Below are 26876 nucleotides of genomic sequence, written 5' to 3'. Positions count from 1 at the left end.
TGCCGGCACCGCCGATGACGATGTCGTCGCCTGTTCCGGTGGTGATGGTGTCACCGCCGCCGATCTCCGGCGAGGTGGTGGTTAGCGAGACGTCCGCGGCATCCGTCCAGACGATCTCGCCACTGTCGCCGACGACCCAGTTGTCGCCGTCGCCCAGATCGGCCGTGTCAGCGCCGCCGCCGAGGATGACGATGTCGTTGCCGGAGCCGCTGGTGACGATGTCGTCGCCGTCGCTGTCGTGGGTTTCGGAAGCGAGGCGGTTGGTCGACCCGGCCTGGTAGGAGCCGCTGTCGCCGAGGATGATGTTGTCGCCATCGCCGGCGTGGAGGGTGTCGCTGCCGGCACCGCCGATGACAATGTCGTCACCTGTTCCGGTGGTGATGATGTCGCTGCCGCCGATGGCGGGCGAGGTGGTGGTCAGGGACACATCCGAAGCATCCGTCCAGACGATCTCGCCACTGTCGCCGACGACCCAGTTGTCGCCGTCGCCCATATCGGCCGTGTCAGCGCCGCCGCCGAGGATGACGATGTCGTTGCCTGCGCCGGTGGTGACGATGTCGTCGCCGTCGCTGTCGTGGGTTTCGGAAGCGAGGCGGTTTGTCGAGCCGGCCCGGTAGGAGCCGCTGTCGCCGAGGATGATGTTGTCGCCATCGCCGGTGTGGAGGGTGTCGCTTCCGGCACCGCCGATGACGATGTCGTCGCCTGTGCCGGTATTGATGGTGTCGTTGCCGCCGATCTCCGGCGAGGTCGTGGTTAGCGAGACGTCCACGGCATCCGTCCGGACGATCTCGCCGCTATCGCCGATGACCCAGTTGTCGCCGTCGCCGAGATCGGCCTTGTCAGCGCCGCCGCCGAGGATGACGATGTCGTTGCCGGAGCCGCTGGTGACGAGATCGTCGCCATCGCTGTCGTGGGTTTCGGAAGCGAGCCGGTTGGTCGAGCCGGCCTGGTAGGAGCCGCTGTCGCCGAGAATGATGTTGTCCCCATCGCCGGTGTGGAGGGTGTCGCTGCCGGCACCGCCGATGACAATGTCGTCACCTGTTCCGGTGGTGATGGTGTCGTTGCCACCGATCTCCGGCGAGGTGGTGGTCAGTGACACATCCGAAGCATCCGTCCAGACGATCTCGCCACTGTCGCCGATGACCCAGTTGTCGCCGTCGCCCAGATCGGCGGTGTCAGCGCCGCCGCCGAGGATGACGATGTCGTTGCCGGAGCCGCTGGTGACGATGTCGTCGCCGTCGCTGTCGTGGGTTTCGGAAACGAGCCGCTTGGTCGAGCCTGCCTGATATGATCCACTGTCGCCGAGGATGATGTTGTCGCCATCGCCGGCATGGAGGGTGTCGTTTCCGGCACCGCCGATAACGATCTCGTCGCCTGTGCCGGTATTGATGGCGTCTTCGCCGCCGACCTCCGGCGAGGTTGTAGTCAGCGAGACGTCCGCGGCATCCGTCCAAACGATCTCGCCGCTATCGCCGATAACCCAGTTATCGCCATTGCCGAGATCGGCCGCGTCCTTGCCGCCGCCGAGGATGACGATGTCGTTGCCGGAGCCGCTGGTGACGATGTCGTCGCCATCGCTGTCGTGGGTTTCGGAAGCGAGGCGGTTTGTCGACCCGGCCTGATAGGAGCCGCTGTCGCCGAGGACAATGTTGTCGCCATCGCCGGTGTGGAGGGTGTCGCTTCCGGCACCGCCGATAACGATGTCGTCGCCTGTGCCGGTATTGATGGCGTCTTCGCCGCCGACCTCTGGCGAGGTTGTAGTCAGCGAGACATCGGTTGCATCCTTCCAAACGATCTCGCCGCTATCGCCGATAGTCCAGTTATCGCCATTGCCGAGATCGGCCGCGTCCTTGCCGCCGCCGAGGATGACGATGTCGTTGCCGGAGCCGGAGCCGCTGGTGACGATGTCGTCGCCGTCGCTGTCGTGGGTTTCGGAAACGAGCCGGTTGGTCGAGCCGGCCTGGTAGGTGCCGCTGTCGCCGAGGACAATGTTGTCGCCATCGCCGGCGTGGAGGGTGTCGCTGCCGGCACCGCCGATAACGATGTCGTCGCCTGTACCGGTATTGATGGCGTCTTCGCCGCCGACCTCCGGCGAGGTTGTAGTCAGCGAGACATCGGTTGCATCCGTCCAGACGATCTCGCCACTGTCGCCGATGACCCAGTTGTCGCCGTCGCCCAGATCGGCCGTGTCAGCGCCGCCGCCGAGGATGACGACGTCGTTGCCGGAGCCGCTGGTGACGATGTCGTCGCCGTCGTTCTGCAGGCTGTCGGACGCCAATCGACCGTTTCCGTAGGAGCCGCTGTCACCGAGGATGGTATTGTTGCCGTCGCCCGCGTGGATCGTGTCGTTGCCGGCGCCACCGATGACGATGTCGTCGCCGGCGCCTGTGATGATGGTGTCGTTGCCGCCGATCTTGGCGAGAGTGGAGACAACGGTCGCCCCGCCGTCTTCGGACCGGACGATCTTGCCATTGTCCCCAACGACCGAGTTGCCGCCATTGCCAAGCTCGATCCTGTCGTCATCGGCGCCGCCGATGGCGAGAACCCGTCCGTTTCCGCTAGTGATCCGGTCGGCATTTGTTGCCGCCAGGCTGGCGGCACTGTCGAGCGTGATGATGGATTTTTCGTAGGTGCTGTCGGGATCGACGGTGATGCGGCCGTCATCGCCGAGGATCGCCGCGTCGCCGTCGCCGAGATCCGCCTCGTCGTTGCCACCGCCTAGGATGGCCGTGACATTGCCGCCCGCGACGCTCAGATGATCGTTGCCGTCGGTTGTCTGCGCCGTGCTTTCCAGCGTGCGCACGATCGTCTGGATGAGCGCCAAGGTCTTGGCGCCCGCCGCCATTTTTTCATCGCTCGCATCGGCCGACGGAGGTGTGTAGGAGCGCAGCGCCGAAAGGGCCGTAGCGCTGAGCTTCATCGTACCGGTATCGCCGAGGAACACCATGCCGCCCGCCTGACCGCTGACCGTGTCGTTTCCGGTGCCGCCGATCACGAGATCGATGAGGTCGAACGGCGTGGTGCCGGAACCCGAACTTTGCCCCAGGCCGGTGACGATGACATCGTCGCCGTCATTGGCCGTCGCCACGCCGGTCAACGTGCTTGAGGCGATGTCGATGATGCCGTTGTCGCCGAGGATCAAATCGCCTCCGAGGCCGGACGAAATCGTGTCGGCCCCCTCGCCACCGATGATGATGTCGTTGCCGGCGCCCGACGTGATGATGTCGCCTCCTCCGTTGTCGCTGGCAATGGAGGCGATGTAGGTGACCGCGTCCATCAGGCGGGTGCCGCGCAATTCGGCAAAGTCGCCGATCAGCACATTGTCGCCATCGACGTCGACAAGGGTTTCGGTTTCTCCAGCCTTGGCGCCGCCGGCCATGAGGATGTCGTTGCCCTTGCCACCGTCGAGCTTGTCGGTGCCTGCATTGGCCGATGTCGCGAAGGTCGAGATCACGCTCTGGACGATCATGGCAGACGTGGTCTTGATCGTTGCGAAGTCGCCGACGAGCAGATCCGCGCCACCTTCGCCATACATGCTGTCGTCACCGCCGCCGCCGACCAGGATGTCGTCGCCGGCCCCTCCATAGATCGTGTCGTCGCCATCTGCCGCGTCGAGGACGGAGATCGAGAGGGGGGAACTCAAAGGATGGCTGAGGTCGAGATGGGCAACGTCGATAACCCCGCCCGGCGACGTGAACTGGAATGTTCCGCCGGTGATGATATCGTTGCCGGTGCCGCCGGACAGCGTGTCGTCGCCCCCGCCGCCGGCCAGGATGTCGTCGCCGAGCTGGCCGTGCAGCACATCTTCGCCGGAGCCGCCGATCAGGATGTCTGCGCCGTCCGACAGGGCAAGCGCGCCGAGATAGGAGGTATCAGCCGGCAGGCCGCTTTCGCCGGCGGCCGCGCCCCAGCCCCAGACCTCGGTCTTGTCCCCCTCCACCTGGATGATGTCGCTGCCGGCACCGCCTTCGACGTAGATATTGCTGCCGCCCGTCTGAATGAGGTCGTTGCCGGCACCGGAAAACACCTGGACATCGCCGGTCGCATCGAGATCGATATTGATCACGTCATTGCCGGCGCCCGTCAGCACGATCGCACCCTCGACGGCGCCGAGCGTCACGTGATCGGCAGCCCCCGAGGCAAGCGTCTGGGTGGCTGCCGTGTAGTTGGTGAGCAGGTCTGCCAGGTTGTAGGTGCCCGAGCCGACTGCATAATTGGCCGGTGCGTTCTCGTTCGGCGTGCCGTCGGCGTTGAGGCCGACGAGCTGCAGAATTGCCTCGACCGAGACATTGCCGTTGGCGAACTCCGTCTGGAACAGGTCACGCATGCCGTAGTCGTCGTCACCGATATAGATGACCGTCCCGCCCGGTATGTTGACCGTATCCGAACCGCCCTGACCAAAGATGATGTAGACCCCGGAGGCATTTTCGCCGGCGGTGATGGTGTCGTCGCCGCCGCCGGCGAATACGACATGGGTGCCGGTGTCGGGCAGGGTGATCTGATCCTTGCCGGAGCCGGTATAGGTGATCGTCGTGGTGCCGCTCATCTGGCTGAGATCGACCACGTTGTTGCCTTCGCCCGCCGGGATGATGATCGCGCCGGCGTTCGAATTGATCTCCCCTGTCACCGGCGCACCGCCCTGAGACATGTCGATGGCGATCTTCGAGCCGTCCTGCCTGACGACGATATGGTCGTTTCCGTCTTCGGTAATCTTCGAGAAGCTGGCTGCGACATTCGCACCCACATTGAGGATGGCCGTACCGCCACGACCAAAGTCGTTGGACATATGGGGCGGCAGATCCTTGCCACCAAAATGGTAGTTCAGGTCAAAGCTGATGATGTCGGCATGCCATTTCAAGCTGAAGAAGCCGAGGTCGATACCGACCCAGATGCCCAGATGGAAATCGACCTCGAACGTGCCTTCGAAGATATAGCCGAGTGCATCCCAGAAGTTGTCGGCGTCTCCCACCGCACCAATTATCTCCAGAAGCTCGGGGAAGCTCAGCAGACCATTGCCGTTCGGGTCATTGAAGTTGAGGTCGATCGTCACCCCGCCGGAGACGTCGAGGCCTGCGATCGTGAAGTTGAGGCCCGCTGCTATGTGGATGTTTACATAGAGCAGATCGGTATCGATGTTGATCCCGTCGAGAAGTCTTTCCGCATCGTGCGTCTCGACAAAGTTCACCACGCCTTCCAGCGTGTAGACGACGCTGAACCGCGCCTCCATATCGAAGTCGAGGGTGAACTTGAACGCACTGTTGATGATCTTTGCGGCCCAGCCCGGCATATGCAGGGTTTCGATGATCGTTTCGGCCAGATCGAAATGCATATGCATGTCGAACAGCGTGTAATTGACCGTGACGATCTGCACATTGCTGAGATCGCCAAGCAGCATCTTCAGCACGTTCATGGGATCGGTGATAAGATTGATTTCGACCGAGAAACCCTTGCTGATATCGCCGAAGAAGCCGGTGGGATTTTTGGCAACCGGTGTCGTGCCGGGGGCGGTGCCCGCGCCCGTGGTCAGTAGGGCGTTCGTTTTACCTGGGGTGGCGGTGAATTTGACATCATGCGTGTCGAGCTTGGTCGAACCCTCTTCCTGCGCGTCTTGGGCCGCATGGGTAAAGTCGTAGGTGCCGATCTCCAGCCAGCCACCCGTCTTCTCGATTGCAGTGATGAAATCCGCAATGTCATTGAGCGTTTGGGCGACCGAATCGATGATTCCGAGAATTGGGCAGAATTTGCTCAGGACATCGACGAGCAGATCAAACGGGAAGTCGCCGAGGAAGTCGAACGCTGACGCCAACGGCTCGATGAATTCCATGATGGGATCGAGGATCGGAGCCAGAAACGCATCGTATATGGCCGAGGCGTCCACGCGAACTTTTGAGAACTCCAGCTTGTCGATCGTGACGGCGGCGTCACCGCCGTTATAGCTGCCATGAAACAGGAATTCGGTTGCCAGCGACGGAATGATCTGCACCCCGCCGATCTTGATCGGCTCTGCGGTGTTCGGGTCAAAGATATTCGCCTCGAAGGCGATCTGGATGTCGAACTCGGCGTGGAAGGACAATGCGGCCAGATTGTTGAAGTTGAGTTGCGAGAAATAGATCATGTTCTCGAACGTCAGTTCGTGGCCCTCCGCATCAAGGGACACGATGCCGCTGAAATCGCGATAGGCGGTACCGGGCGTTTCCACACCCGGTACCTGCGCATCCGGGCTGGCGATCGTCAGGCCCTGGGTCCCGAAAAGGTCAGCCTCGAGGCTTGCCGACACATAGGCGGTGCCGTCACCGGCGATGAGGTTTCCGTCCTCGTCGGTTGTGACCGCGGCTGCAGACAGGCCGAGAATATTGAGAATGCTCATGGAGCCGGCAAAGCTGCCGGCGTCGACCAGGAATTCGAGTGCGAGTTCGGGTGCGTCCGTGTCGTTGAGGAGGAAGAAGCCGTTCTTGTCGTAGCCGAAGCCGATGTTGACGGTGTAGGCGATCTGCATCAGGACCTGCGAGCCCTCTTCCATCTCCAGGTTGAAACCTGGAATCCCGAGATCGAAATCGATATCGATCATCTCCGAGAAGAGGACCTGGGAGAAGTTCAAAACCGCATAGATGTAGCTGTCGCTGGTCCCGCCGTCGGTGTTCAGATAGGCCTGCATGTAGGTGACATCGTCGGTCCCGAAGACGGAGTTCAACGTGTCGTTGACGAAGTGGGTGAGAAGATCGACCGTTGTCGGCTTGGAGCCGTCTTCGAGCGGCGTCTGGGCATATTCCAGTGCGGCGTCGATCACGTAATAACGGAACTGTTCGAACATGGTGACGCCGTCGCCGATCGCGTCGCCGATCAGCGGCAGGTCAATGCCGCCCAGATAGTTGTCGAGCAGGGATTGGATCTGGCTGAAGATCGTGTCCAGACCTTCCAGGATGAGCGTCGGATTGTTCAGCAGGTCGAAGATGTTGAGGTTGCTGAAATACTCGTTCAGGTCCGGCAGGCTGAACTCGAAACCCGAGATGTCGATCTTGCCGTCCATGAACAGATCGACAAGCGCGCCTTCGAAGGTTCCGCGAATATTGGAAAGGGAGAAGTCGGCGAAATTCGCGCCGTCGACCATGCCGAGCAATGTGGTCATCCAGTGGAGGCCATTTTCGCTCGGATCGAAGAGTCCGAAATTGTCGCTGAACGGCAGGTCGATTTCGATGCCGATCTGAATGTCGACAATGAACAGGTCGCTGACGGAATGGCCCGACGTTCCGCCAAGTTTCGCCAGGGCAGAAAGGTCGAACTGACCATCATGATCGTCACCGTCGATATCGGCGATGGTCAGAGAAATATGGGCAGCGTCCCCTGAACCGTCACCGGCGTTGATGATCGCCACACCGTCGGAGACCCCGATCGTGATCGGACCGAGCGCGAGTTCGAGGTTGAGATCTTCGGCGCCAGCGGTGAAAGATAGTTCCAGCCCTGTCTTTTCGGTGTCGAGGAATATGCGGGGAGCCCCCGCATCGTGCCCGGTGAACAGGGGCTCGCCCACAACGCTGCCGCCGATCACGGTACCGGTCGTGACGAGGCCGAGGATCGTCGCGATGTTGGAGCCGCCGAGATTGGTGACCGTGAAGGAGACCGTTTCGGACGCATCGGCGCCGCTGACGGAGAAGGCAAAGGCGTCGTAGCCGGCTGCCTGGGCGAAGTTCGTCTCCTGGATGACGATCTGTCCGTTCGCACCGACCGAGACGTTCAGCAGTTGCGAGGCAGCAATAGTCGAGCTGTTGGCAGAATTGCCGCCGAGCGCGCTGCGCGGAACGTCGAGCTCCTTGAGCGCTGCATTGACGGCGGCTGCGAAACCTTCGGCGGTGCGGCCATCCGCCTGCGGAATGTCGATCGCGATGTCCTCGCCACCGATGTTGACGGTGAACGAGGTCGCCTCGTCATAACCGTGGAAACCGGACGACAAGGCGATGGTCTGCACGCCGTTGATCGCGGTCGAGCCCGCGTCGGTCGTGCCGAACAGGGCCAGAACACCGGTGTTGTCGACCTTGGAGGCATCGCTGTCGACGAGCATGACCTGCCCGGTCTCGGCGTCGAAGGTGACGCTGACGCTGTCGCCGAAGCTCTGCTTGACGGCAGTATTCAGCGCATCGACCAGTTCGCCGACGGTGTCATAGCCGTCGGCGTCGAATTTCAGGGTCTGGCTCTCTCCGCTGTCGGCGTTCTCCCAGGTGATCTTGATTTCGGCGCCTTCGTTGGGATTGAGGTTGACGGTCGAAGCGTCGGCCAGTTCGCTGAGCGGCGTATCGCGGCTGGCGACCGTCGTCGGGTTGAGGCCCGAATTGCTGAGATCGATGCCGAAGGAGAAATTGAAGGACAGCAGGGGGTTGAAGACCAGTGTTGCCCCTGCGCCGGCCGCCGTGAGCGAGCTGACGATGTCGGCAAGGTCGTCACCCAGCATCGAGCTGAGTGCATCGCCCAGCAGCGCACCAATATCGAGCTGGAAATTGGAAGACGTGGCGTAGTCCTCCAGGAAATCGAAGCTCAGGTCGAAGAGCACTGTCTGCGTGGCCGCGTCCCAGGTGACTTCGGTCGAGCCTTCGCCGAACACGCTGTTCAGATAGCCTTCCACGACATCCAGGCCGCTCTGGGGATTGTTACGCAAGGCGTTCAACGCATCGACAAAATCGGCCGAGAAGCTGATGACGTCGAGGATCGAGAAGTTCAGAAGCGGGATCGCCTGATCGAGGAAGGGAAGTTCTTCGGACAGAGAGTCGGTTACCAACTCCAGCATGTTGGCAATGGCGACGAGGGACGCGAAAATATCGTCGTCATCCAGCGAGGTGAGGGCGCCAAGCGACGACAGCGACTCTGCGTCGGAGCCCGTGAGTGCAACCGTTGCCGTGTCGGCCAGCTGCAGCAGATCGGCGACGGTAAAGTCTACGCCGTCGATCAGGTCTGAGCCTATGCCCTCCAGGCCGGAGACGGTGACCGTTACATCGCCCAGATGGACGAGCAGTTCCGCCAGCGGGTCTCCCCCGGGATAGGTGTCGGCGTCGACCACCACAACCTTGCCGGTCGCATCGATGATATTGCCGTTGGCATCGATACCGTGTCCATCACCATTGGCGAGGATACCGCCCCTCAGATTGAAACTGCCGATCAGCGAGGAGACACCGAGCGCTTCGGTCACGACAGCCTCGTCACCCACCTGGTCGACACGGGTCAGGATTGCATCGAGGACATTGCTGAAGGACAGACGATCTGAGAAATTGCCATTCTCGTCGGTGCCGACCAGCGTGACGTCGAGCTGGGCGTTGAGGACGAGGAAATTTTCGCTGGCATTCTGGCTGCCGATATCGACGGAGATCATCCCGACATTTGCGGAGCCGGTTATGTTGCTTGCGGTGGCGAGGACATCGACGGCAAGCGCGACATCCTGGAAGTACATATTGTCTTCCATCAGGTCGGCGAGGTCGCCGCCCAGAGACGTGTTGGCACTAAGAACCGTTTCTCCATTGGCCGTCAGGTCATTGACGAAGCCTAGAAGATCGAGACCACCGGACCCGTTGAGCACGGCGTGCATGGAGGTCTGCAGCTGGGCCGACAAGGTGAGATCGCCGAGCATTCCAAGCCCGATATCGGAGGCGTTGAAGTCCGCAGGCGCATCCGGGTCGGAAACCAGCGATGCGGTAAGACCGGAAAAGTCCAGCACGAGCTCGCCATTCGTCGTCAAGACAAGTCCGACGCCATCAATCACGGAGCCCAATGTGTCTGAGACCCAGGTCATGAGCGAGTCGATATCGGACGCGCGCAGCAGTTGGGATACGTCGACATCGATCGTGATGAAGCGGTTTTCATGCGTATCGAGGGCGAAGGCGATACTGTCGCCGTTCGCCGATGCGGTGACGCCGACGCCCAGTTGCTGAAGGGCGCTATTGATGTCGGCGGCAAGATCAGCGGAGCTCGACCAGCCATCTTCGGAGGTCACGTCCAGATAGCGCTGCACTCCATCAATCGTGATGGTATAGCGCAGCATGTGGACGTCTTCGAGATTGCTGAAGTCTATGGCACCGGTGGCCGCGGACTCGCTGGCGTCTCCGAAGCGCAGGATCTGCTCTTGCGCCCAGCTGTCGACGTCGAAGACCCCGTCGATCGAAATGTAACTGGTCTCGCCGAAACCGAGATTGGCCAGGCCGAAGTCGTCGTCCTCGGTTCCGTTCTTGGTCGTTGCCGATGTCAGCGCAAAGGTCGCATAGCCGCTCTTGCCACTGACCGTGGTCTTGGTGCTGGAGAAGCGCAGGGCCGTGCCGTCGACGCCGGCGGTGATGCCGTAGCTCGAAAGGGCACCACTGAACAGGCCCGCAAGCGCCGCCAGGCGGTCCTCGACGCTGGCATTGGCGTTGGTCACGGCGGCATCGAGGTGGACGGCGACGGTGTGGATCACACCGGCGGCATCGATAATGGAGAGCGTGATGCTGGAATAGCCCGACAGCGTGTTCAGCATGGCGGCCGAGATCGCGCCGCTCTCCTGCGATGTCATCTGATGGAAGAGATTGATCGCTGCGTCGTCGGTGCCGAAGCCGATACTGGCCGGATCGATGCGGAATTCGTCCGGCAGATTGGACAGTATGCCGGTGAGCTGGTCTATGACGTCGCTGAGGTTGAGATCCGTCAGCGGCAGATCGATGTCGAAAGCCGAGTCCGAGAGGATGGCATTCAGCGACTGGCCGATATCCGCCAGGAACGCGAGGACTTCATCGACACCCATGACGGAAAACGCCTTGACCATCGTCTCGACGGTCTGGGCCAGCCCGGCTTCCACCGTCGTGTCGGCCAGTTGGAGGTCGAAGTCAACCGAGGCATGATCGACGAAGCTGTCGAGCGGCGTGCTTGCGTCATGGCTCTCGAGTGCGGACGAAAGGATAAGGTCCGAGGTATAGGCATAATCCGTGCCGGACACATTGAGCGATCCGGTGGAGACGATAGAGACGAGGTCATACTGCTTGTCGGCCTGAATTGCCTCGTATGTCGTGCTGCCGATCTGCTTGATCTGCGCTTCGACGCCGATGGCATCTGAGTCGGAGAAGTGCGAGCTTTGCGTGTGATGGGTGACGTCATAGGTCATGCCAAGATCGAGATCGCCTGCCGACACGGCTATTCTCAGCTGGGCGAGGTTGACCTGGATCACGTTCAGATCAAGCATGCCCAGCGATAGATTTGTACCGTCCGGCGCGGAGACGTCACCGCCGAGGTGAAATAGGTCCGGGAAGTCGAAATCGGAAATGCTGACGCCGATGCTTTGAACGTCGCCGTCCTTGAGATCGACCGACGAGCCGATGGAGAAGGTGATCGCCACGCTCTCGTTGTTGGTCTGGCTGAGGTCGCCCGACAACGAGAAGTCACCCATTACCTTCGCCAGCAAGGCGTCTATGTCGATGCTGCCGTCGGGCAGCGCGATCGACACGTCGACGACGGCGTTGTTGCTCGGATCATCGTCCTGCTGGAAACTGATGACCGTCTTGCCGTCAAGCTTCACGTCCGTCAGGAGCACCGACAGGGTGTCGGTGCTGTCACCGCCCGATGCGCCGAGGTCGTGGACTGTGCTGAGGATGCCGTTCCGGAGTTCCTCGATGGCACCGAGAATGCGCGCCACCGCGTCGGTGACGCCGGTCAGTTCGTCCGACGCCGAGTCGGGAGATGACTGCCCGGTCATCGTATCCAGGGTATGGGCGGCGGTCTCGATGTCGTGCAGGAAGGCGTGCAGGAAGTCGGTGATGTCGTCTACCTGATGGGAGAAGGCATCGGCAAAGCTGGTGAGCGCGTCGGAGACATGCAGTCCGCCGCCGAGGTCCCATTCCAGGTTGGCATCGAGCATCACTCTCGGTTCCAGCAGAACGGGTTGGAGCACCTGCACCGCGCCCTTCGGCTCTTCCGAGATCGTCGGCTCGGGGTTATTCGAGCGTCTTGCAGAAATCAGGCTGTCAAACATTGCAAAAGGCCTTCCACCGGCTGCGAGCCGCGCTCATGGTGAATTTCAAGGCATGTCTGCGGGCGGGTTCTCAACCGCTCGCCGGGCTAGACCGGCAGAGGTCTGTGCTGCCGCATCCCCGCCGGGGGGCGAGTTGAAAATCAGGCATTTGCTGCCAGGGAGAACCGAGGCCTGGTTGAGGGTGAAGAAGACGGAAACGGTGTTGGAGGCGAGATCGGCGACGGGCGATACGTAGTCCATCGTCAGCGGGATCGGGGCGCCATCCGCCTCGCCGATCTGTGCCGAGACGGATTTCCGCGCCAGGAAACCATGCAGGGCGGGTGCCGGTACATAAGCTTCGATGCGTAAGGGTTGGTTGACGTAGATCGTGGCGACATGATTGTTGTCCACCGCCTCGCCGGGATCGATGACATCTTCGCCGACGCGACCGGCAACCGGGCTGCGAATGGTCGATTTGTCGATCAGCATCTGCGCTCTGGCCTGTTCCAGTGCCGCGAGATCCCGCTGCTGCGTCTCCCGCAGCACGGCATTGCCTGCCAGGGTCTGTTCGAGCACCGCAGCCTCGTAATCGCCGGTAGAAACGGCATTCTGGGCTGCGGCCTTCGCCATCCTGGCCACTTTCTGTGCCAGACCGTCGCGATTGATGATCGCCGCCTTCAAGGTGGCATCCGCCTGTGCCTTTCCGGTCGCCAGCCGCAGGTCGGCCTCGGCCATCTCGGTGTCGAGCTGGATCAGAGGGTCGCCCTCCTTCACCTGGCTGCCAGGCCGCACGAAGACCTTTGCCGCGATGCCGCGCACCGGCGAACTGACTTCGACGACATGCAGCGGCTTGATCGTGCAGTTGATCGCCGACAGGGCGGCGGTGTCGCTCGTCGCAAGGTCGAATGGAACCCCTGCCCAGGCGATGTTCGGGGCAAGGACGGCGACGGCAAGACATGCCGGGAAGTAAGAACGCATAAACAACTAGAACTTCTCCAGAAATAGGCTTTTGCCCATCAAGAATTGCAACTCCCCCCAGGACCGCAGGTATTCCGCGCGATAATAGGCGCGCTTCTCGATCGTCTTGGCCAGATTGAGCTGTCGCGAAGCAACCGCGAGATCGACCGTTTCGCCATTCTCCAACTTGGCGCGCTCGGCCCTGTATGCGGTTGATGCCTGCTTGACCGAGACCTCCAGCGCGGTCAGCGCCCGTGTCAATTCTCCCATTCGGCCATAGGTCGCCCTGAGCTTGGTTTCGAGTTGTCTTGAGGTCGAGTAGTAATCGGTCGCAGCTGCACCCACGTCCATGTCTGCGGCGACGCCGGCGTAACCGGCACCGCGCGGGTTGAACAACGGCACCGTGAGCTTCACGCCGAATGTCAGATCCTGGGTGTGCGAGGCGCCGCCGAAACGGCTGGCGTCGCGGTCCTCGTCGGCAAAGGTGATGAAGCCGTTGACCTTTGGCGCGTAGTCCTCGGCCCAGGCCTGGCGCCTGCGGGTATTGGCGATGGCGACGTTAAGGCGCGACGAGATCATCACCGGACTGTTCTTCAGACTGGCGGCAATGGATTTCTCCAGGTCGATGTCGCGTTCGCTGCCGAGCAACTTCTGCGGGAATTTGAAGGGGGCGATCTGCGAGACGTTCAGGCCGGTCAGGCGGGCAAGGTTTGTCAGGGCGTCGGTGTAATCTGCCGCTTCCAGCGCTTCCTCCGCTGCCAGGTCCGCATGGCTGCTGCGCAGCGAGGCGGTTCTGGCCACGTCGCCGAGACCGCTTCTCTCCAGGGAATTTTCGCCGGCGACCTGCCGATCGAGGAAGGCCTGCTGCTCATTGATCGACTGCTTGCGCGCCTGGGACTGGACGGCGGTGAGGTAGTTTTCGAACACCTCGTGGCTGACCTCTGCCAGCGCTGCCATGTAATCGGCCTCGGCCTTGCTCTTGGCCGCTTCGGACGACTGAAAGCCGTAGACGCGGGACAGATCGAACAGCGGCTGGTCGAGGGTCAGGTTGGCGGTCATGAACGGATAGTTCGCCTGTCCCTGATCGAAGACGACATTGTCGGAACTGATCACCTTTTCGTTCAGCTTGTTGATCGTGTAGGTGGCGTTGAGGCTTGGGGCGAAGCCGAACAGGGCGTTCAGCCGGTCGACCGTGGCGCGCCCGACCTTGTTGCCCGCACTCGCGATCGTGCCGTTGTGCTGGACGGCCGCGTCCAGCAGCTCCTGCAGCGAGGCAACGTGAGACGGTGCCGCGACGAGTTTTTCATTTTCCGTTTTCAGACCATGCAGAACCTTGTCGGTCCTCATGGCATAGCCAAGCTCATTTTCGGCATCGGCGCGTAAGGCAGGCGTAACCGATCCGGTTCGCAACTGGTCCAGCCGGGCGGCCGCCTGCTTGTTGATCCTGGAGGTTGTGCAGGCCGTCAGCGCCAGACATAGCGCCATGAGAAGCCCGCATTTGAGCGCTCGCCATTGCTGCTTTTCCAAAGTCATGCCTCATCCAGAAACGAATCAATGCAATGTATAATCTCTCAATTTTTGAGTTTAGCCAGAAAAAAATCCGAGGTTATATTAGTTAACAAAGTGTAAAATAAATTAAATGCAGAATGATTGACATGATTTATTTCAAGAAATACATGAAATTTCCATGTAATGCTGCGACATTGAAATCACGGTTTGATTTTATTTAGCATTTTATATGGCATTATATATTTCAGGCTGTACTTAAGGCTTTTGTGTGCTGCGCATAGGGGCAGGCATCCTGCACATTTGCTCTACCCTTCGCTTCGGCCGCCGCAGGATTGCACAAGGCTCTTGCACGGGCGGGATAGGTGAGGTCGCAGCTACGGGAGCATTTTTTTGGATCTCAACGCTTCACGGTGAAAACATCGCAGCGCGAAGGGCCGGCTTGGGTCGAAAATCCGGTCAGGAGACGGCAATTATTGCAAGGGGATGCCGCCGCAATCCGCCTGCGTGCCGCACAGGGCTATCGGGCGCGGATTGGCGCGCGGCGGACGCAGCGGAAACCAAGCAAGCGTCTGGACTACGGTTCAAGATCCTGCTTGCGCAGCCATGCGCCGTAGGAAGGCGCCGCACGGCTGGCTTCTGCCGCACGGCGTATATCTTCACCGGTACAGTCGAACTCCGCGCGGAAAAGTCTGCTGAAATTGGCCGGATTGGTGAAACCGAACGCTTCGGCGATCTGGTGGATCGGCCGCGTTTCGCCTTCTTGTTCCAGCGCTCTGAAACAGGCCTGAAGGCGCCGCTGCCGGATAACCCGGGCGACACCGCCGCTACGCTCGAAGACCGCGTAGAGCTGACTGCGGGAAATGCCAAGCGCCGCCTGCAAACTGTCGATGGTGAGGTGGCGCGAGGCAAGGTTGGCGTCGATAAAGCGTTTGGCCCGCTCGAACTGAGCCGCCAGGATCGGCAGCCGCGCGTCGGCTATGCTGTCTCTCGAGCCGCTGAGCGAGGCGCGCATCATTGCAACGGTCGCGTTCTCGGCGGATATCTTTTCGTCGTCGGTCATCCGTGGAAGCATGCGCGTCAGGGTCTGGATGTACTCGGCAAGCAGCGGATGAAAAGGCGGCGGGCTCTCCGGGTCGAGTGCGAAATGGTCCATCACAAATTCGAGGCCTGGAAACAGCGCGCGAGGCATGAAGAAATAGGCAGTCCTGCTTTGGGTGTAGGTCGCCTCGAAAGGGCGCTCCATGGACACCAGGGCCATCTGTCCCTGACCCACGCGCTTGGTCGATCCGTTCGTCTCGATATGTGAGATGCCTTCGAGATTGTGCCACAGGACCCAGTGATCCATGTCGAGCCTGACGACATCCTGTTTCGTCCGGACAAGGCAAACCTCTTCGGTGCTGCCGATCAGGACGCGCGAGTGCCCGATATCGAAGCCGTGCAGGGAGCCCGAATGCCCCTGCCGGTCATCTTTGCCCCTTGGCCGCCGCAGTTCCGCAATCGGCAACAACTGGTTGGCGAAGCGCTCGAATTGTTCGTCCGGCGGAAAGCAGGACGTGTCGAAATCCGGGCCGACGGGCGCGCTTTGCTTCGGCTGCATCCGCCCTGTCGGGGGATCGAAGCATTGCAAGGGTTGCCACGGATTGTACTCCGCTTCATTCGACATTGTGGTCCCTCGACTTCGCCGCTCAACTCCTAATAGTGAGCCGCGTCGGTAGATCCTGATGGTCTTAAATTTATGGATTCTGGCCCGGACATGTCGATGAGTGTTGCAATCGTTTCGACATATCGGGCGAAACAGTGCCGGCTGTCGAACAACGCGCCTGCGTTGACGCGCATCTGCGCGCAACGTGCTTGGTCTTCATGGAGTTCGATGAGTTGGGCGATGAAGGTTGCCTCGTCGTCGGCGATCAGGGCATCCATCCCTGGTCTCGCATCGATGCCGGAAAAGGCCTGGCTCGTTCCGATGATCGCCGAGCTGTGCGACAGCGCTTCCACCGTTTTGGTCTTCATGGCGTTGCCATAGCGCACGGGACAGATCACCATTTGTGCGGAGCGGTAAAACGCGCCGGCATCCTCATGGTAACCGGCAAGCACGACCTTGTCGCCGAATCGTCTCGCCTGCTGCTGAACGACCCTGTTGCGGCAAACGGAACCGACCAGCGTCAAGGTAGCGTCGATCCGTGGCGGAATTTCGGGAAAGATCCGATCCAAGAACCAGAGCAGACCGTCTACATCCGGCCCCGCAGAGGAACCGGCGATGAGCAACCCGTTTCGTGCAGTCGCCTTGCCGTCGCTGGCTGTCGCCTTGGGCTCGAAGGACACGGGGGCATGGATGACGTCCGTACCGGTGCCGGCATAGTCCCCGAGGACCGCCGCCTCGGCCGGGGAGGCTGCAAGTATCTTGTCGAAGTTTTTCAGCAGCCTCTTTTCCGTGGTGCGGTGGATGGCGCAGAACAGGCGGAGGCGCATCCGATCCTTGCCATGCCGCTCCTGGAGTTGTTGCAGTTCCAGTGCGTGCAGATCATGGCTGTCGCAGAGGCGCAAGCCGGAGAAGATATAACCCTCGACGGGTGTGATCCGGGCGCTGTCGCTGAAATAGACGTCCCAGCTTCCGCCGTCGAGCATCGCCTGGATCTGTTCGCGAAAGCTCCGGGGGCAGTGGTCGATGCGGGAAACCGCGCCTCGCCTCGGATCCATGGCATCGGCAAGCCTGATCGTGTCGGACCCCGGCATTCCTGCGCCCGCTTTCATGCGCTCGGCCCTGCTCAGAAACATCGGGTGGGTCAGCACGGTCACGTCGCAGCCGGGATAGGCCGCGCGCAGACGCACGGCGATGGTTTGCGGCGACGAGCCGGCTTCCGTCATGTTCAACACGACGATATGCACTTTCGCACCGATAGCGAGCAGTGCCCTCAGCGTCTGGTCGGTTCGCTGCGCCCTGTCGCTGCTGACCGGTGCGGGTATCACCGATGTTGCAAACAGGATGCGGGGACGGCTCGCCTGGGTCAGGATGCGTCCTGCGCCGACTGGCCGGTATTCCATCTCTTTGCCGAAGTGCTGCATATCCTGCCTCCACCTTTCTGAAAACGGTAGACCGGCGGTCTGCACAGGGTGACGCACGGTCTTGAAGATCAGCCGCTCTCGGCAGGACACCTGGACCTGGGCAGCGACGGTGCGGGCCTTGCACCTGCCATTCGAACGGAATTGCAGGTCTCACCCTGCATTGCCCCGATACCCGGCGACATCGAAAAGCGCCGTCCGTGCACGCAGAGAGGAGAAAGATGTAACGGGTGCCATATCGGGCTTCGTCAACACGGCTAGGAGAGGGGAGCAAAATGCCATGCCGCGGTGTGGAGAAGATCGGTTTGGCTGGGCTCTCGATCGTCAGCCCCCGCGTCCCGGCATGCGTGGTAATGATCACGCTCCGACAGCGGGAAAGATGCAGGAAAACCGCAAAATCCACGGATTTTGTGTAAAGACGACGGTATAAGTGCTTCTCAACACGCTCGCTACAACGCCCATTACAACGGTAGCATACTTATGGATTTCCTTATACAGCAGGCCCGCGTCGATGGGCGGGGCCTTGTAATGGGGGGATGCAATGATAGCGGCAGGTTCATGTCAGGTCGAAGGCGGGGATGCCGAGATCCGCATCCGAGAAGACCGTTTCAGCACATTGATCAAGCAGGCGCCGGAGCAGTTTCCCCTTTGGCATGATACTCTTGCGCCGATGATGGAGGTCGAGCCGACCTGCGACAGCACGCGTGGCTTTCACGCGACGGCGCGAGCTTATGATCTTGGGCGCATGCACCTTGCCTCGCTGCGTGTAGATCCGATGAAATTTCGCCGCACCAGCGGCCACATTCGCAAGACCAGCATTGATCACTGGCAGATTGTCCTGCGAAAGCGGGGTTCGGAATTCGGCAGCTGGGGCGGTCGAGCGCTGCGCAGCCAGGCAGGCAGCATCGACATAAGGTCGCTTGCCACCCCATGCGTGGCCACCGCCAGCGCCAGCGAACTGATCTGCATCTGGATGAGCCGTGACAGTTTTCCGGACATGGCGGCGGCCATGGATGCGGCCTGCCACAAGCCGATCGGCGGCACCATGAAAATTATCTTGAGCGAGTTCATCCTGGCGATCGAGCGCTACAGATCGACGCTGACGCTGAAGGACGTTCCGGTCGTCGTCAATTCCCTGGCGGCGCTTGTCGCCGCAGCGATCCGGCCGACGGCCGACGGGGTGGCAAAGGCGGCGCCGCCGATCGCCGCCAGCCTCTTCGAACTGGCGCGAAAATATATCGATGCCAACCTATCGTCCCCGACGCTTAACGTGGAGGCGCTTTGCCGCGAGTTGCATGTGTCGCGGCGCAAGCTCCATTATATGTTCGAGCATTGCGGAGGTCTGGCAACCTTCATCCGGACACGCAGGCTTGCGGCCTGCCATCTGGCGCTGGAAAATGCGTGCGACCACCGGTTGGTCAGTACGCTCGCCTATGATTTCGGATTTTCGGATCCCGCCGTGTTCAGCCGCGCCTTTCGAGCGCAATACGGCTACACGCCGCGAGAACTGCGCCACTCCGGGACACTTGCGCCTTTGCACCGGGCGGCGCCGAGCAGTTTTGCGCAATGGCTGCGGGTCCGGGAGCTTTGAGCTTTGCAGCGCCGATCTTAAGACTACGGTTTCGCGCCGCGCTATGTTTGCGACTGCATTCCGTTGTCTTGTGCCGTGGTGCACGGCTATGCGGTGGCGCTCGCTCGACCTTCGACAGCAGCCTAAGGTTTGATGCGGGAATCGTCTGTTCGTGTCTCCCAGGACAGGCGATGGGCCATGCTGCGAATGCCCCTTTCCGGCATGGTCCATTCCCACCTGGCCGCCATGGCCAGGAGTGCGTCTCGCGTCGAAGGCCTGCAGCCGGATGCTTCCGCTTTGCGCCCCTCCCTTTCATGTGATGTTGTTCCGGTAATCCTGCGTCGGTGACGCGGTGGTGCACGGATTGTAAGATGAGCATTGCTGTCCGACCAGTCGTTCGCAATGCCCTATTCGGTTGCCGACGTGGTGGCTACCGACCGCGCTGGAAGCGGCAAGATGCAAGCGTGTCGAAGGTTGGCCCCGGAGAGCCCCAGTCGGTAAAGGCCGGGTCGATTACCTTGCCGAAGCGGAGCTGCAAAGGGCTGATCCTGCCTGATGTCGCCAACCGCGGTCAACCATGCGGCGTTTTGAAAAAGCAGGGCTTTCTGCATATTGCGACCAACGGTCCGGGGCCACGCTGCAGCAGTACCGTCACATGCAGGCGCGTTTTGCTGCCATCAGCCTTCCTCCCGCGTTTTCAATCCAGTGCGCAGAAGCCGGTTCCCCGTGAAGCCGAACGGTAGGCGCTGATTCCCTTTTCCATAAGGGCGTGTGCGGTATGGGGCGCTACAATCAAAGGTAAAACTAATCGCATACTCAATACATGCAGATGTCTTGTCGCTTTGTGCAAAGCCTCACAGATTGAGTTGATAATAAAAAATTCATCCGTAGGTTAAATCGTGGCGGACTAAATAACGAAGTGTCTAAAGTGGCAGTCGTTTCTATATATGTTAACGTATATATTGTAATACTTAATTAATTTGCGGGGAGAATATGAGCAATAACGCTGCGTTACAGATAAGATCGGAACCCGATTTCCGGAATTTCGACTCTATGTTGCTGCCTTCATATCAGTTTACGACGGCAGATTTCTCGCCATGTGACCAGTTCGATGCATTCCAGCAGGAGTTTTCTGCCGCCGGACGGCCGCATTTTCTCCCTGGCAAACAGGCGCGGGACGGCTTTTTTGCAAAGCGCACGGGCTATTACTTGCACGGTCTGCGCTTTGTCATCTCGGAGACCGAATCCTACGCCTTTTCAAATGCGTCGAAGCCGTCTTCCGGCGTCGCTGGCGGTCACTGGGTGCTGGTGTTGCGACTAAACGGACACGCAGAAATCGGCGACGAAGGACAGCGTGTCCGCTATGAAGGGCACAAGCTCGAGTTTCGGCATCACGAGGAGGGGCGAACCGGATATGTGAGCGACAACGAGACGCTGTTTCTCTATCTGCCGCGTGAACAGTTCCAAGGCATGGAATTCCTGCTTGATCGACTGGCCGATGCTGACAGCACACCTCTCGTTCATCCTCTTCTCGGCTGCTACCTCATGGCTCTTGCGCGGGTGCTGCCGACGCTGCGGCGGTCGAACACGGCAACGGTCGCCGATGCGACGATGTCCATGGTGCGGGCGGGCATATCCTATGCGCCCGACATGGCCGATGCCGCGAAACTGCCGATCATGATGACCCGCTTCGAGATGGCGCGGAATTATATCGAGAACAATCTGAAGTCGCCCAACCTGAACGCCAATACCATTGCCTCGCTGCTGTCGGTCTCCCGGCGCCAATTGTACAAGATTTTCGAAAGCCGTGGCGGCGTGCACAACTATATCCGGACCCGACGGTTGGTCGCCTGCTTTAATACGATCTCGTCCTCGCAGGGGAAATGCTCGATCAGCGCGATTGCGGAAGACTTCGGCTTTGCCGATGTCGCGCGGTTCAGCCGGGCTTTTCGAGCGGAGTTCGAGTGCAGTCCCAGCGAGCTGCGGGAACGGGCAGGCGTCGCGCCCGGGCCGACCGCCTTCGACAATTGGCTGGTGACAGTGCCGCCCGAGACCGGCAGCGCCGTGATCAGCCCGGACAGCAATCCGTTCTTTGCGTCGTTTCGCTGACTGCAGCGTGTCGCCACAATCCGCATTGCTATCCTGCAGCCAGATGATCGCGGCTTGCGCAGATCCTGCAGGGACAATTGAAGGCATAAAAAATTGACAGTCGTTGATCAGATTTACGCCGACAGTGTTCGGCACATTCGGGCTGACCGCTTTACCACGATGACCGAGGCGAAGCCCGACCAGTTTGCCGCCTGGCAGCGCCTGGTAGCACCCGTGTTGCGCGTCGAGCCCACCGAAGTTCTGGCGCCCGGCTTTCATGCCACGGCGCGCGCCTATGATCTGGGGAAGATGCACCTCGTCTCCGCCAGTGTCGATCCGATGAAATACAGCCACACCCTCGACCATGTCCGGTTGTCGGGAATCGATCATTGGTGCCTGTCCTTCCTGAAGAGCGGGTTCGAGGTCAATCGTCTCGGCGATCAAGTCGTCAGGCTGCCCGCCGGGAGCCTGCATGCGGCATCCCTGGTCCATCCCTTTCAGGGACGTTCGGGTACCGTCGACAGTATTCGCGTGCTGCTCAGCCGCGATCATTTCTCCGATCTGTCCGACGTGCTGGATGCCGTGAGCCTGCGGCGGATCGATGGACCGCTTTCCTATGTCCTGAAGGAATACATGCTGTCGATGGAGCTGTTTATCCGCAAGCAGCAGGTGACAGATCTGTCGCTGGTGACCGAATCCTTCACCCAATTGCTGTCGGCATCGCTCCGGCCGGTTGCCGAGAATGTGGCGGTGGCCGATCTGGCGATTTCCGCCGGACGCTTCAATCTGGCGCGGAAATATATCCAACTGAACCTGACCTCGCCGAAGCTCAATGCGCGGTCCATCTGCCAGGCACTCGGCATCTCGCGGCGCCAGCTCTATTATCTGTTCGAACGTTACGGCGGTGTCGCCAACTTCATCAAGCAGCGACGGCTCGCAGCCTGCTGCCGCGCCATCTCCGACGCCACAGATCACCGGCTGATCAGTTCCATTGCCTATAGCTACGGCTATGTCGATTCAGCGCTGTTCAGCCGGCAGTTTCACGCAGAATTCGGTTTCAGCCCGACCGAGGCCCGCGAAGCGAAGCTTACGGGACATGTTCCCTTGGATACGCCGCCCGAGACATTTTCCGAGTGGCTTCTGCAGGTCCGGGGCACCCGTTCTCATCCGGTCGAAGGGCAAGGCGCAACAACATTGGTCCGAAAGTCGGATCCGATCGTCGCAAGACAGGACGCGTAGACCTGGAGGGTCAGAGCGTCACCGATTGAGCGGTGCGCTGCGCATAAAGGCAGCGCACCGGTGGTTCTCCCGGCGCCCGCGACATGCATGGCCAGCATTTTCCTGATGAGATGAGCCGGGCAGCCGTTCGGCCGCCGCCTCAGCTGGCCTCGCGCAGTTGCCATTCTCCGGCGTTCGCACAGTTGTCTGCCGGCAAGGGCTTGGCCCTGTCGACTGCAAGGGACGCGACGATTTTGGCAATCTTCTCGCGTTCGACCACGGAATCGATATTGTCGAAATCCGCGGCCAGCTTGGTTGCCGCGAAGCTCATCTGGCCCAGCTCGCTTTCGCTGATCTCGAGACCCTGGAAAACCTGCGCGAGCGTGCAGCCGAGGGCCCTGGTTACGGCCGGAAGCTTGCCCGCTGCAATCCTCGATTCCCCGCTTTCGTATTTATGAATCTGCTGGCAGGTGACGCCCGTCGCCTCGGCCAGCGATTTTTGCGTAACGCCGGCCAATTGCCTGAGATTGCGCAGATTATACGCGACCACAATGTCAATATCTGTCCGCTCTTTAGCCATCGACCCTATCCGATCAGGTTGATTAATTTCGCAAAGACAATCTGTTGAATTAACCACGCTTGTCGACCCGCCAGAGTGCACATGGCGTGGGCGGACGTGCAGTTGAAATCAACAGCTTGCCCTTGGCTCTTCCCGTGCTGCGTCGGGGGCCCGCGGGGAGGACATCGCGCTGCGCAGCGGACCTGACCGGAGGTCATCTCATAGGCTGCGGTCACCGGGACCTGGGCGGCCAAGCCCCCATTGTGCAGTCTCCCACTCCGGCAATCGCAGTGGCGTCATCGGGTACCCGTCATCAGCAAGCGTCCGATTGGTGCCGGACCCACCCAGAGCGGCTTCAGGGCAGGCATTCGGGCGCTCAGCGCCTGCCTTGCCAGCGGAGGGTTGTTTAGCGGGCGCTTTTGCGCAGATCCGCAAGGGTTGTGCACCTACGGCCATTCCACGAATCAATGAAATAAAGAAAAAAATGAAAGTAGAACGTGCAAATTTCCTGGTGAATGTCTGCAATTCGGCAAATTTGATTGGTTAACATTTCATTAACGAAATATTTTTCACTGTTTTTCTGTGACGCCGAATTTTTCTACTGAGATTGTTGCGCGTATCCCGAAATCCTAGGGGACGTTGCTAATGAAGTCCGGCCATTTTGCGGTGAATTTCCGCACGATCATCTTTAATGCACTAAGTAAGGTGGCGCGCACTGTCGTTGTGGCAGCGGCGATGGCTGCTGGTGTGCAGGTCTTCACCCCGGATTTGCAATTGGCGCAAGCCCAGACGGCGGACCAACTGACCTGCCGTCCCGGCATTGTCTGGCTCTCCCAGGATGCGCCGACCAAACTCTTCGAGCTGAACATCACGACGAACCCGGTCACCCAGCCGGCATTGCCGCTCGGGACCAGTACCCTGCAGTATAATGGCACTGCCTACTATGATGGTTATCTCTATGCTTTCGAGAGCCTGAATAACAATGGCAATGCCACCCTCAATCTCGTTCGCATCGACAATTCCGGTGTCGCCACGATTATCGATGCGGATCCGACAAAGTCGGGTGTCCAGGACGTGGATGGGATCGAGGGCGCCGGTCTGGACCAGGTCAATGCAGGGACGATCGACAATAACGGCATCTACTACATCAAGAAATTCGGCACAGGCAATAACCTCTTCACGATTGATCTGAAGAAGATCGGGGTCGAAAAGCTCGTCGCGACCAAGCTGCCTGTCACGAAAGAGGACGGCAGTGACCGGGATTTCGACAGTTCCGACATCGCCTGGGCACCCAACGGCGTCATATACGCGCTCAATCAGAGCCGTCCCGACTACACGCTGCTTGCCATCAACCCCGCGACGGGCGCGTCCGTATCGATCGGCAAGACCGGGATCACAAGCAGCCGCATCGGCGGCCTTTTTTCCGGGCGGGATGAGAGCGGAGAGCCGGTGCTCTTCGGCGCGCAAAATGATGGCAAGTTCTACCAGTTCAATCTTCAGACGGCGCGCGCCACCAAGATCGGCACGACCAACCCTACGGATGTGAACGACGGGGCCAATTGCGTCAGCGAATTGGTGAATTTCAAGATCAATCCGCAGGTGACCAAGACCAATACGCCTGCGCAAGGTCCTGATGATCTAGCCGATGATGCCTATGCGGCCGGAGAAAAGCGAACCTACGAAATCGTCGCTTCCAACCCCGATACGGGCAATGGCGATGTCTTCGGTGCGCCGAATGTCCGCATCGTGGATACCCTTCCGGAGGGCATTGACCCGAATACGGTCACCTGGACCTGCGTGGGCGGCACACTGGGAGGCACCGATGCGGATGATAACGGCATCTGCCCTGTCGATGCCAATGGCAACCAGATCCTCTCGGGTACCGGCGCCATCGACGTTCGGATCGATCTTCCGCTGAAAGCCACTGTGACCTTTGAGGTCAGTTTCACCGTGCCGGAAGATTACCCCGCGGCGCATGGCAACCTCGTGAACCGTGTAGACATTACGCCGGATCCGGCATTCGAGGACATCGACACCGGTGACAATTTCGCCATCGATGACGACGCGCCGCCGATCACCATCGAAAAAACGCTCTCTTCCGAAAGCGGCACACTGACCGGCATCGCCGAGGCGGGGGAGACGCTCGGATACCAGATCAAGATCAACAACAACAGCAGTTCGCCGGTTACGGACTTCAACCTGACTGATGTCCTGGACGAACACCTGGTTTTCTCCAGCGCGACCCCAACTGCGAGCGTCGCTGCTGACACGCCATCGATCGGAAAGACGACGCTTACCTGGCAGGGGCTGACAATTCCCGCAAAGGACTTCGTGATCGTTTCCGTGAAGGCAATCGTCGCGGCGAACCTGACCGGTGTCAACGAGGTGGTCAACTTCACCCACCGCACCGAGGATCCGGCGCCGGACTGCTCGCCCGGCAGCGACGATCGTGATGGACCGCTCTGCGTTGAAACACCGACCCAGCAGGTGGAACTTAAGAAGACCTTTATCGGTGGCAACGGCGCTGATCCGGACCTGGCCGAGCCCGGCGAGACCCTGACTTACGAGTTGACGGTGAAGAATACCGGCGGAAGCACAATCACCAACTACCTGTTGCGCGATGTCTTCTTCCCCGCCCAGGCGATCGCTGCCATTAACAGCATCGCCATTGAGGGCGATGACGGCAACTCGACAACCGATGCCAGCGGACATTTTACCGGCATCACCACCTGGATCATCGATTCCCTGGCGCCCGGTGATACGGCAACGCGGACCATTAAGGTAACACTCGTCGACCCGTTGATCGGGGCCGGCAATCCGCCGGTAGACATTGGTCAGGTCGGTAATCTCGTGGGCAAACTGCCCTGTGTCGAAGGCTCCGACGCGTGCCCGCCGCCTATCGATACCGTACCGAACATCACGGTGAAGAAGGAGTTGGCGCCCCAAAGCTCGACGGTTGCTGAAGCCGGCGGTACGCTGGACTATCAGATCACGATCACCAACCGCGGTGGCAGCGGCGATCCGGCTTACAGTCTGACGGATGTGCTCGATGCCAATCTCGCCTTTGTCGAGGGCAGCCTGAAGCTCGATGGCGTCGCTGTGCCGACCGGTCAGATCTCGGTGAGCGTGGACAATGGACGGACTGTCCTGCGGGTCGACGGCCTCGACATTCCGGCAGCCACCGTCGACGAAAGCGGCATCATCACCGCACCGGCCAGGCGTATCCTGACGCTGCAGGCAAAGGTGGCGGATCCTTTGCCCGAAGGGACTGCCGAAGTGATCAACTCGGTTCGAAGGACGGGAGACCCTGAGCCGGTCTGCACCGTCGGTGGTGCAGACCGGGAGGGTGATCATTGCGTGGTGACGCCCACGGCACCCGACGTGACCTTCATCAAGACCCTGACGCAGGAGACGGGTGGCACCCAGCAAAGCGTGGCCGAACCCGGCGAGACGCTGACCTATCAGATCGAACTCTTCAATCACGGCGGCACGGATGCGACGGACTTCGAACTGTCGGACCGCTTCTATCCGGTCGGGGCCATGGTGGAAGGCAGCGCGGTGGTGTCGGATGGCGGCAGCTACAACGACGAGAATGGCCAGGCCGACTGGATCGTGACGGTACCGGCCAACAAGAAAAAGACGGTGACGCTTTCCGTGACGCTGGTCGATGCCTTCGACGGCGACCTGGCCGGCCTGAAGGAGGTTAAGAACCTGGCATTTACCGGTGTCCCGCCGACAGGTGACCCCCTCTGCCCGCCGACAGGTGACGAGGTCGATCACCTCGTGTGTACGCCGACGGCCGCGCAGGTGACGCCGGCCAAGAGCCTGACGAAGGAGACGGGCGGCACGCTTGCCGATATTGCCGAACCCGGCGAGACGCTGGACTACCGGGTGACGCTGACCAATGACGGCGGTGCGACGGCGCAGAACTACGTGTTCGTCGACCAATACGACGCCAACAC

10 protein-coding genes are annotated in these 26876 nt (G+C 60.4%); 4 read left to right on the top strand and 6 right to left on the bottom strand.

Annotated elements, in window-relative coordinates; genetic code table 11:
- The 5 genes from J2Z17_RS24990 to J2Z17_RS24970 all read right to left on the bottom strand — a co-directional run.
- Window positions 1-11974, bottom strand: an 11974-nt coding sequence (locus tag J2Z17_RS24990) for a beta strand repeat-containing protein (RefSeq protein WP_425342650.1), incomplete at its 3' end; no start/stop codon positions are given.
- A gap of 45 nt (window positions 11975-12019) precedes the next feature.
- A complete protein-coding gene (locus J2Z17_RS24985; RefSeq protein ID WP_245224353.1) occupies window positions 12020-12931 on the bottom strand; it encodes an efflux RND transporter periplasmic adaptor subunit in 912 nt (303 codons plus the stop codon).
- A gap of 6 nt (window positions 12932-12937) precedes the next feature.
- Complete coding sequence (locus J2Z17_RS24980) at window positions 12938-14443, bottom strand: TolC family protein (RefSeq protein WP_209949552.1); 1506 nt, start codon at window positions 14441-14443, stop codon at window positions 12938-12940.
- A gap of 550 nt (window positions 14444-14993) precedes the next feature.
- Window positions 14994-16082, bottom strand: a complete 1089-nt coding sequence (locus J2Z17_RS24975) for a helix-turn-helix domain-containing protein (protein ID WP_209949550.1) — start codon at window positions 16080-16082, stop codon at window positions 14994-14996.
- Between the two features lie 29 nt (window positions 16083-16111).
- Complete coding sequence (locus J2Z17_RS24970) at window positions 16112-17482, bottom strand: glycosyltransferase family 4 protein (protein ID WP_209949547.1); 1371 nt, start codon at window positions 17480-17482, stop codon at window positions 16112-16114.
- 538 nt (window positions 17483-18020) lie between these two features.
- On the opposite strand from J2Z17_RS24970, the gene J2Z17_RS25495 reads away from it, so the two are divergent.
- The 3 genes from J2Z17_RS25495 to J2Z17_RS24955 all read left to right on the top strand — a co-directional run bounded on the left by J2Z17_RS25495 (window position 18021) and on the right by J2Z17_RS24955 (window position 22376).
- A complete protein-coding gene (locus J2Z17_RS25495) occupies window positions 18021-19070 on the top strand; it encodes a helix-turn-helix domain-containing protein (RefSeq protein ID WP_280923408.1) in 1050 nt (349 codons plus the stop codon).
- A gap of 972 nt (window positions 19071-20042) precedes the next feature.
- Window positions 20043-21158, top strand: coding sequence for a helix-turn-helix domain-containing protein (locus J2Z17_RS24960; protein WP_209949545.1), 1116 nt, complete (start codon window positions 20043-20045; stop codon window positions 21156-21158).
- Window positions 21159-21251: 93 nt separating this feature from the next.
- Window positions 21252-22376, top strand: coding sequence for a helix-turn-helix domain-containing protein (locus J2Z17_RS24955; protein ID WP_209949543.1), 1125 nt, complete (start codon window positions 21252-21254; stop codon window positions 22374-22376).
- Between the two features lie 139 nt (window positions 22377-22515).
- On the opposite strand, the gene J2Z17_RS24950 is transcribed toward J2Z17_RS24955, so the two are convergent.
- Window positions 22516-22935, bottom strand: coding sequence for a helix-turn-helix domain-containing protein (locus tag J2Z17_RS24950; RefSeq protein ID WP_209949541.1), 420 nt, complete (start codon window positions 22933-22935; stop codon window positions 22516-22518).
- A 624-nt stretch (window positions 22936-23559) separates the two neighbouring features.
- On the opposite strand from J2Z17_RS24950, the gene J2Z17_RS24945 reads away from it, so the two are divergent.
- A partial coding sequence (locus J2Z17_RS24945; protein WP_209949539.1) for a DUF6923 family protein occupies window positions 23560-26876 on the top strand: 3317 nt, incomplete at its 3' end.

Origin of the sequence: Heterorhizobium halophytocola (genome assembly GCF_017873095.1) — a bacterium.
In the GTDB taxonomy this organism is placed as follows: domain Bacteria; phylum Pseudomonadota; class Alphaproteobacteria; order Rhizobiales; family Rhizobiaceae; genus Allorhizobium; species Allorhizobium halophytocola.
Note: the sequence above shows the minus strand (reverse complement) of the source record. Positions and strands in the feature narration are given on the sequence as shown.

Bases quoted from the DNA above. Each gene is read 5' to 3' on its own strand.
- J2Z17_RS25495 (WP_280923408.1), top strand. From the start codon at position 18,021: ATGATAGCGGCAGGTTCATGTCAGGTCGAAGGCGGGGATGCCGAGATC.
- J2Z17_RS24960 (WP_209949545.1), top strand. From the start codon at position 20,043: ATGAGCAATAACGCTGCGTTACAGATAAGATCGGAACCCGATTTCCGG.
- J2Z17_RS24975 (WP_209949550.1), bottom strand. From the start codon at position 16,082: ATGTCGAATGAAGCGGAGTACAATCCGTGGCAACCCTTGCAATGCTTC.
- J2Z17_RS24980 (WP_209949552.1), bottom strand. From the start codon at position 14,443: ATGACTTTGGAAAAGCAGCAATGGCGAGCGCTCAAATGCGGGCTTCTC.
- J2Z17_RS24970 (WP_209949547.1), bottom strand. From the start codon at position 17,482: ATGCAGCACTTCGGCAAAGAGATGGAATACCGGCCAGTCGGCGCAGGA.
- J2Z17_RS24985 (WP_245224353.1), bottom strand. From the start codon at position 12,931: ATGCGTTCTTACTTCCCGGCATGTCTTGCCGTCGCCGTCCTTGCCCCG.
- J2Z17_RS24950 (WP_209949541.1), bottom strand. From the start codon at position 22,935: ATGGCTAAAGAGCGGACAGATATTGACATTGTGGTCGCGTATAATCTG.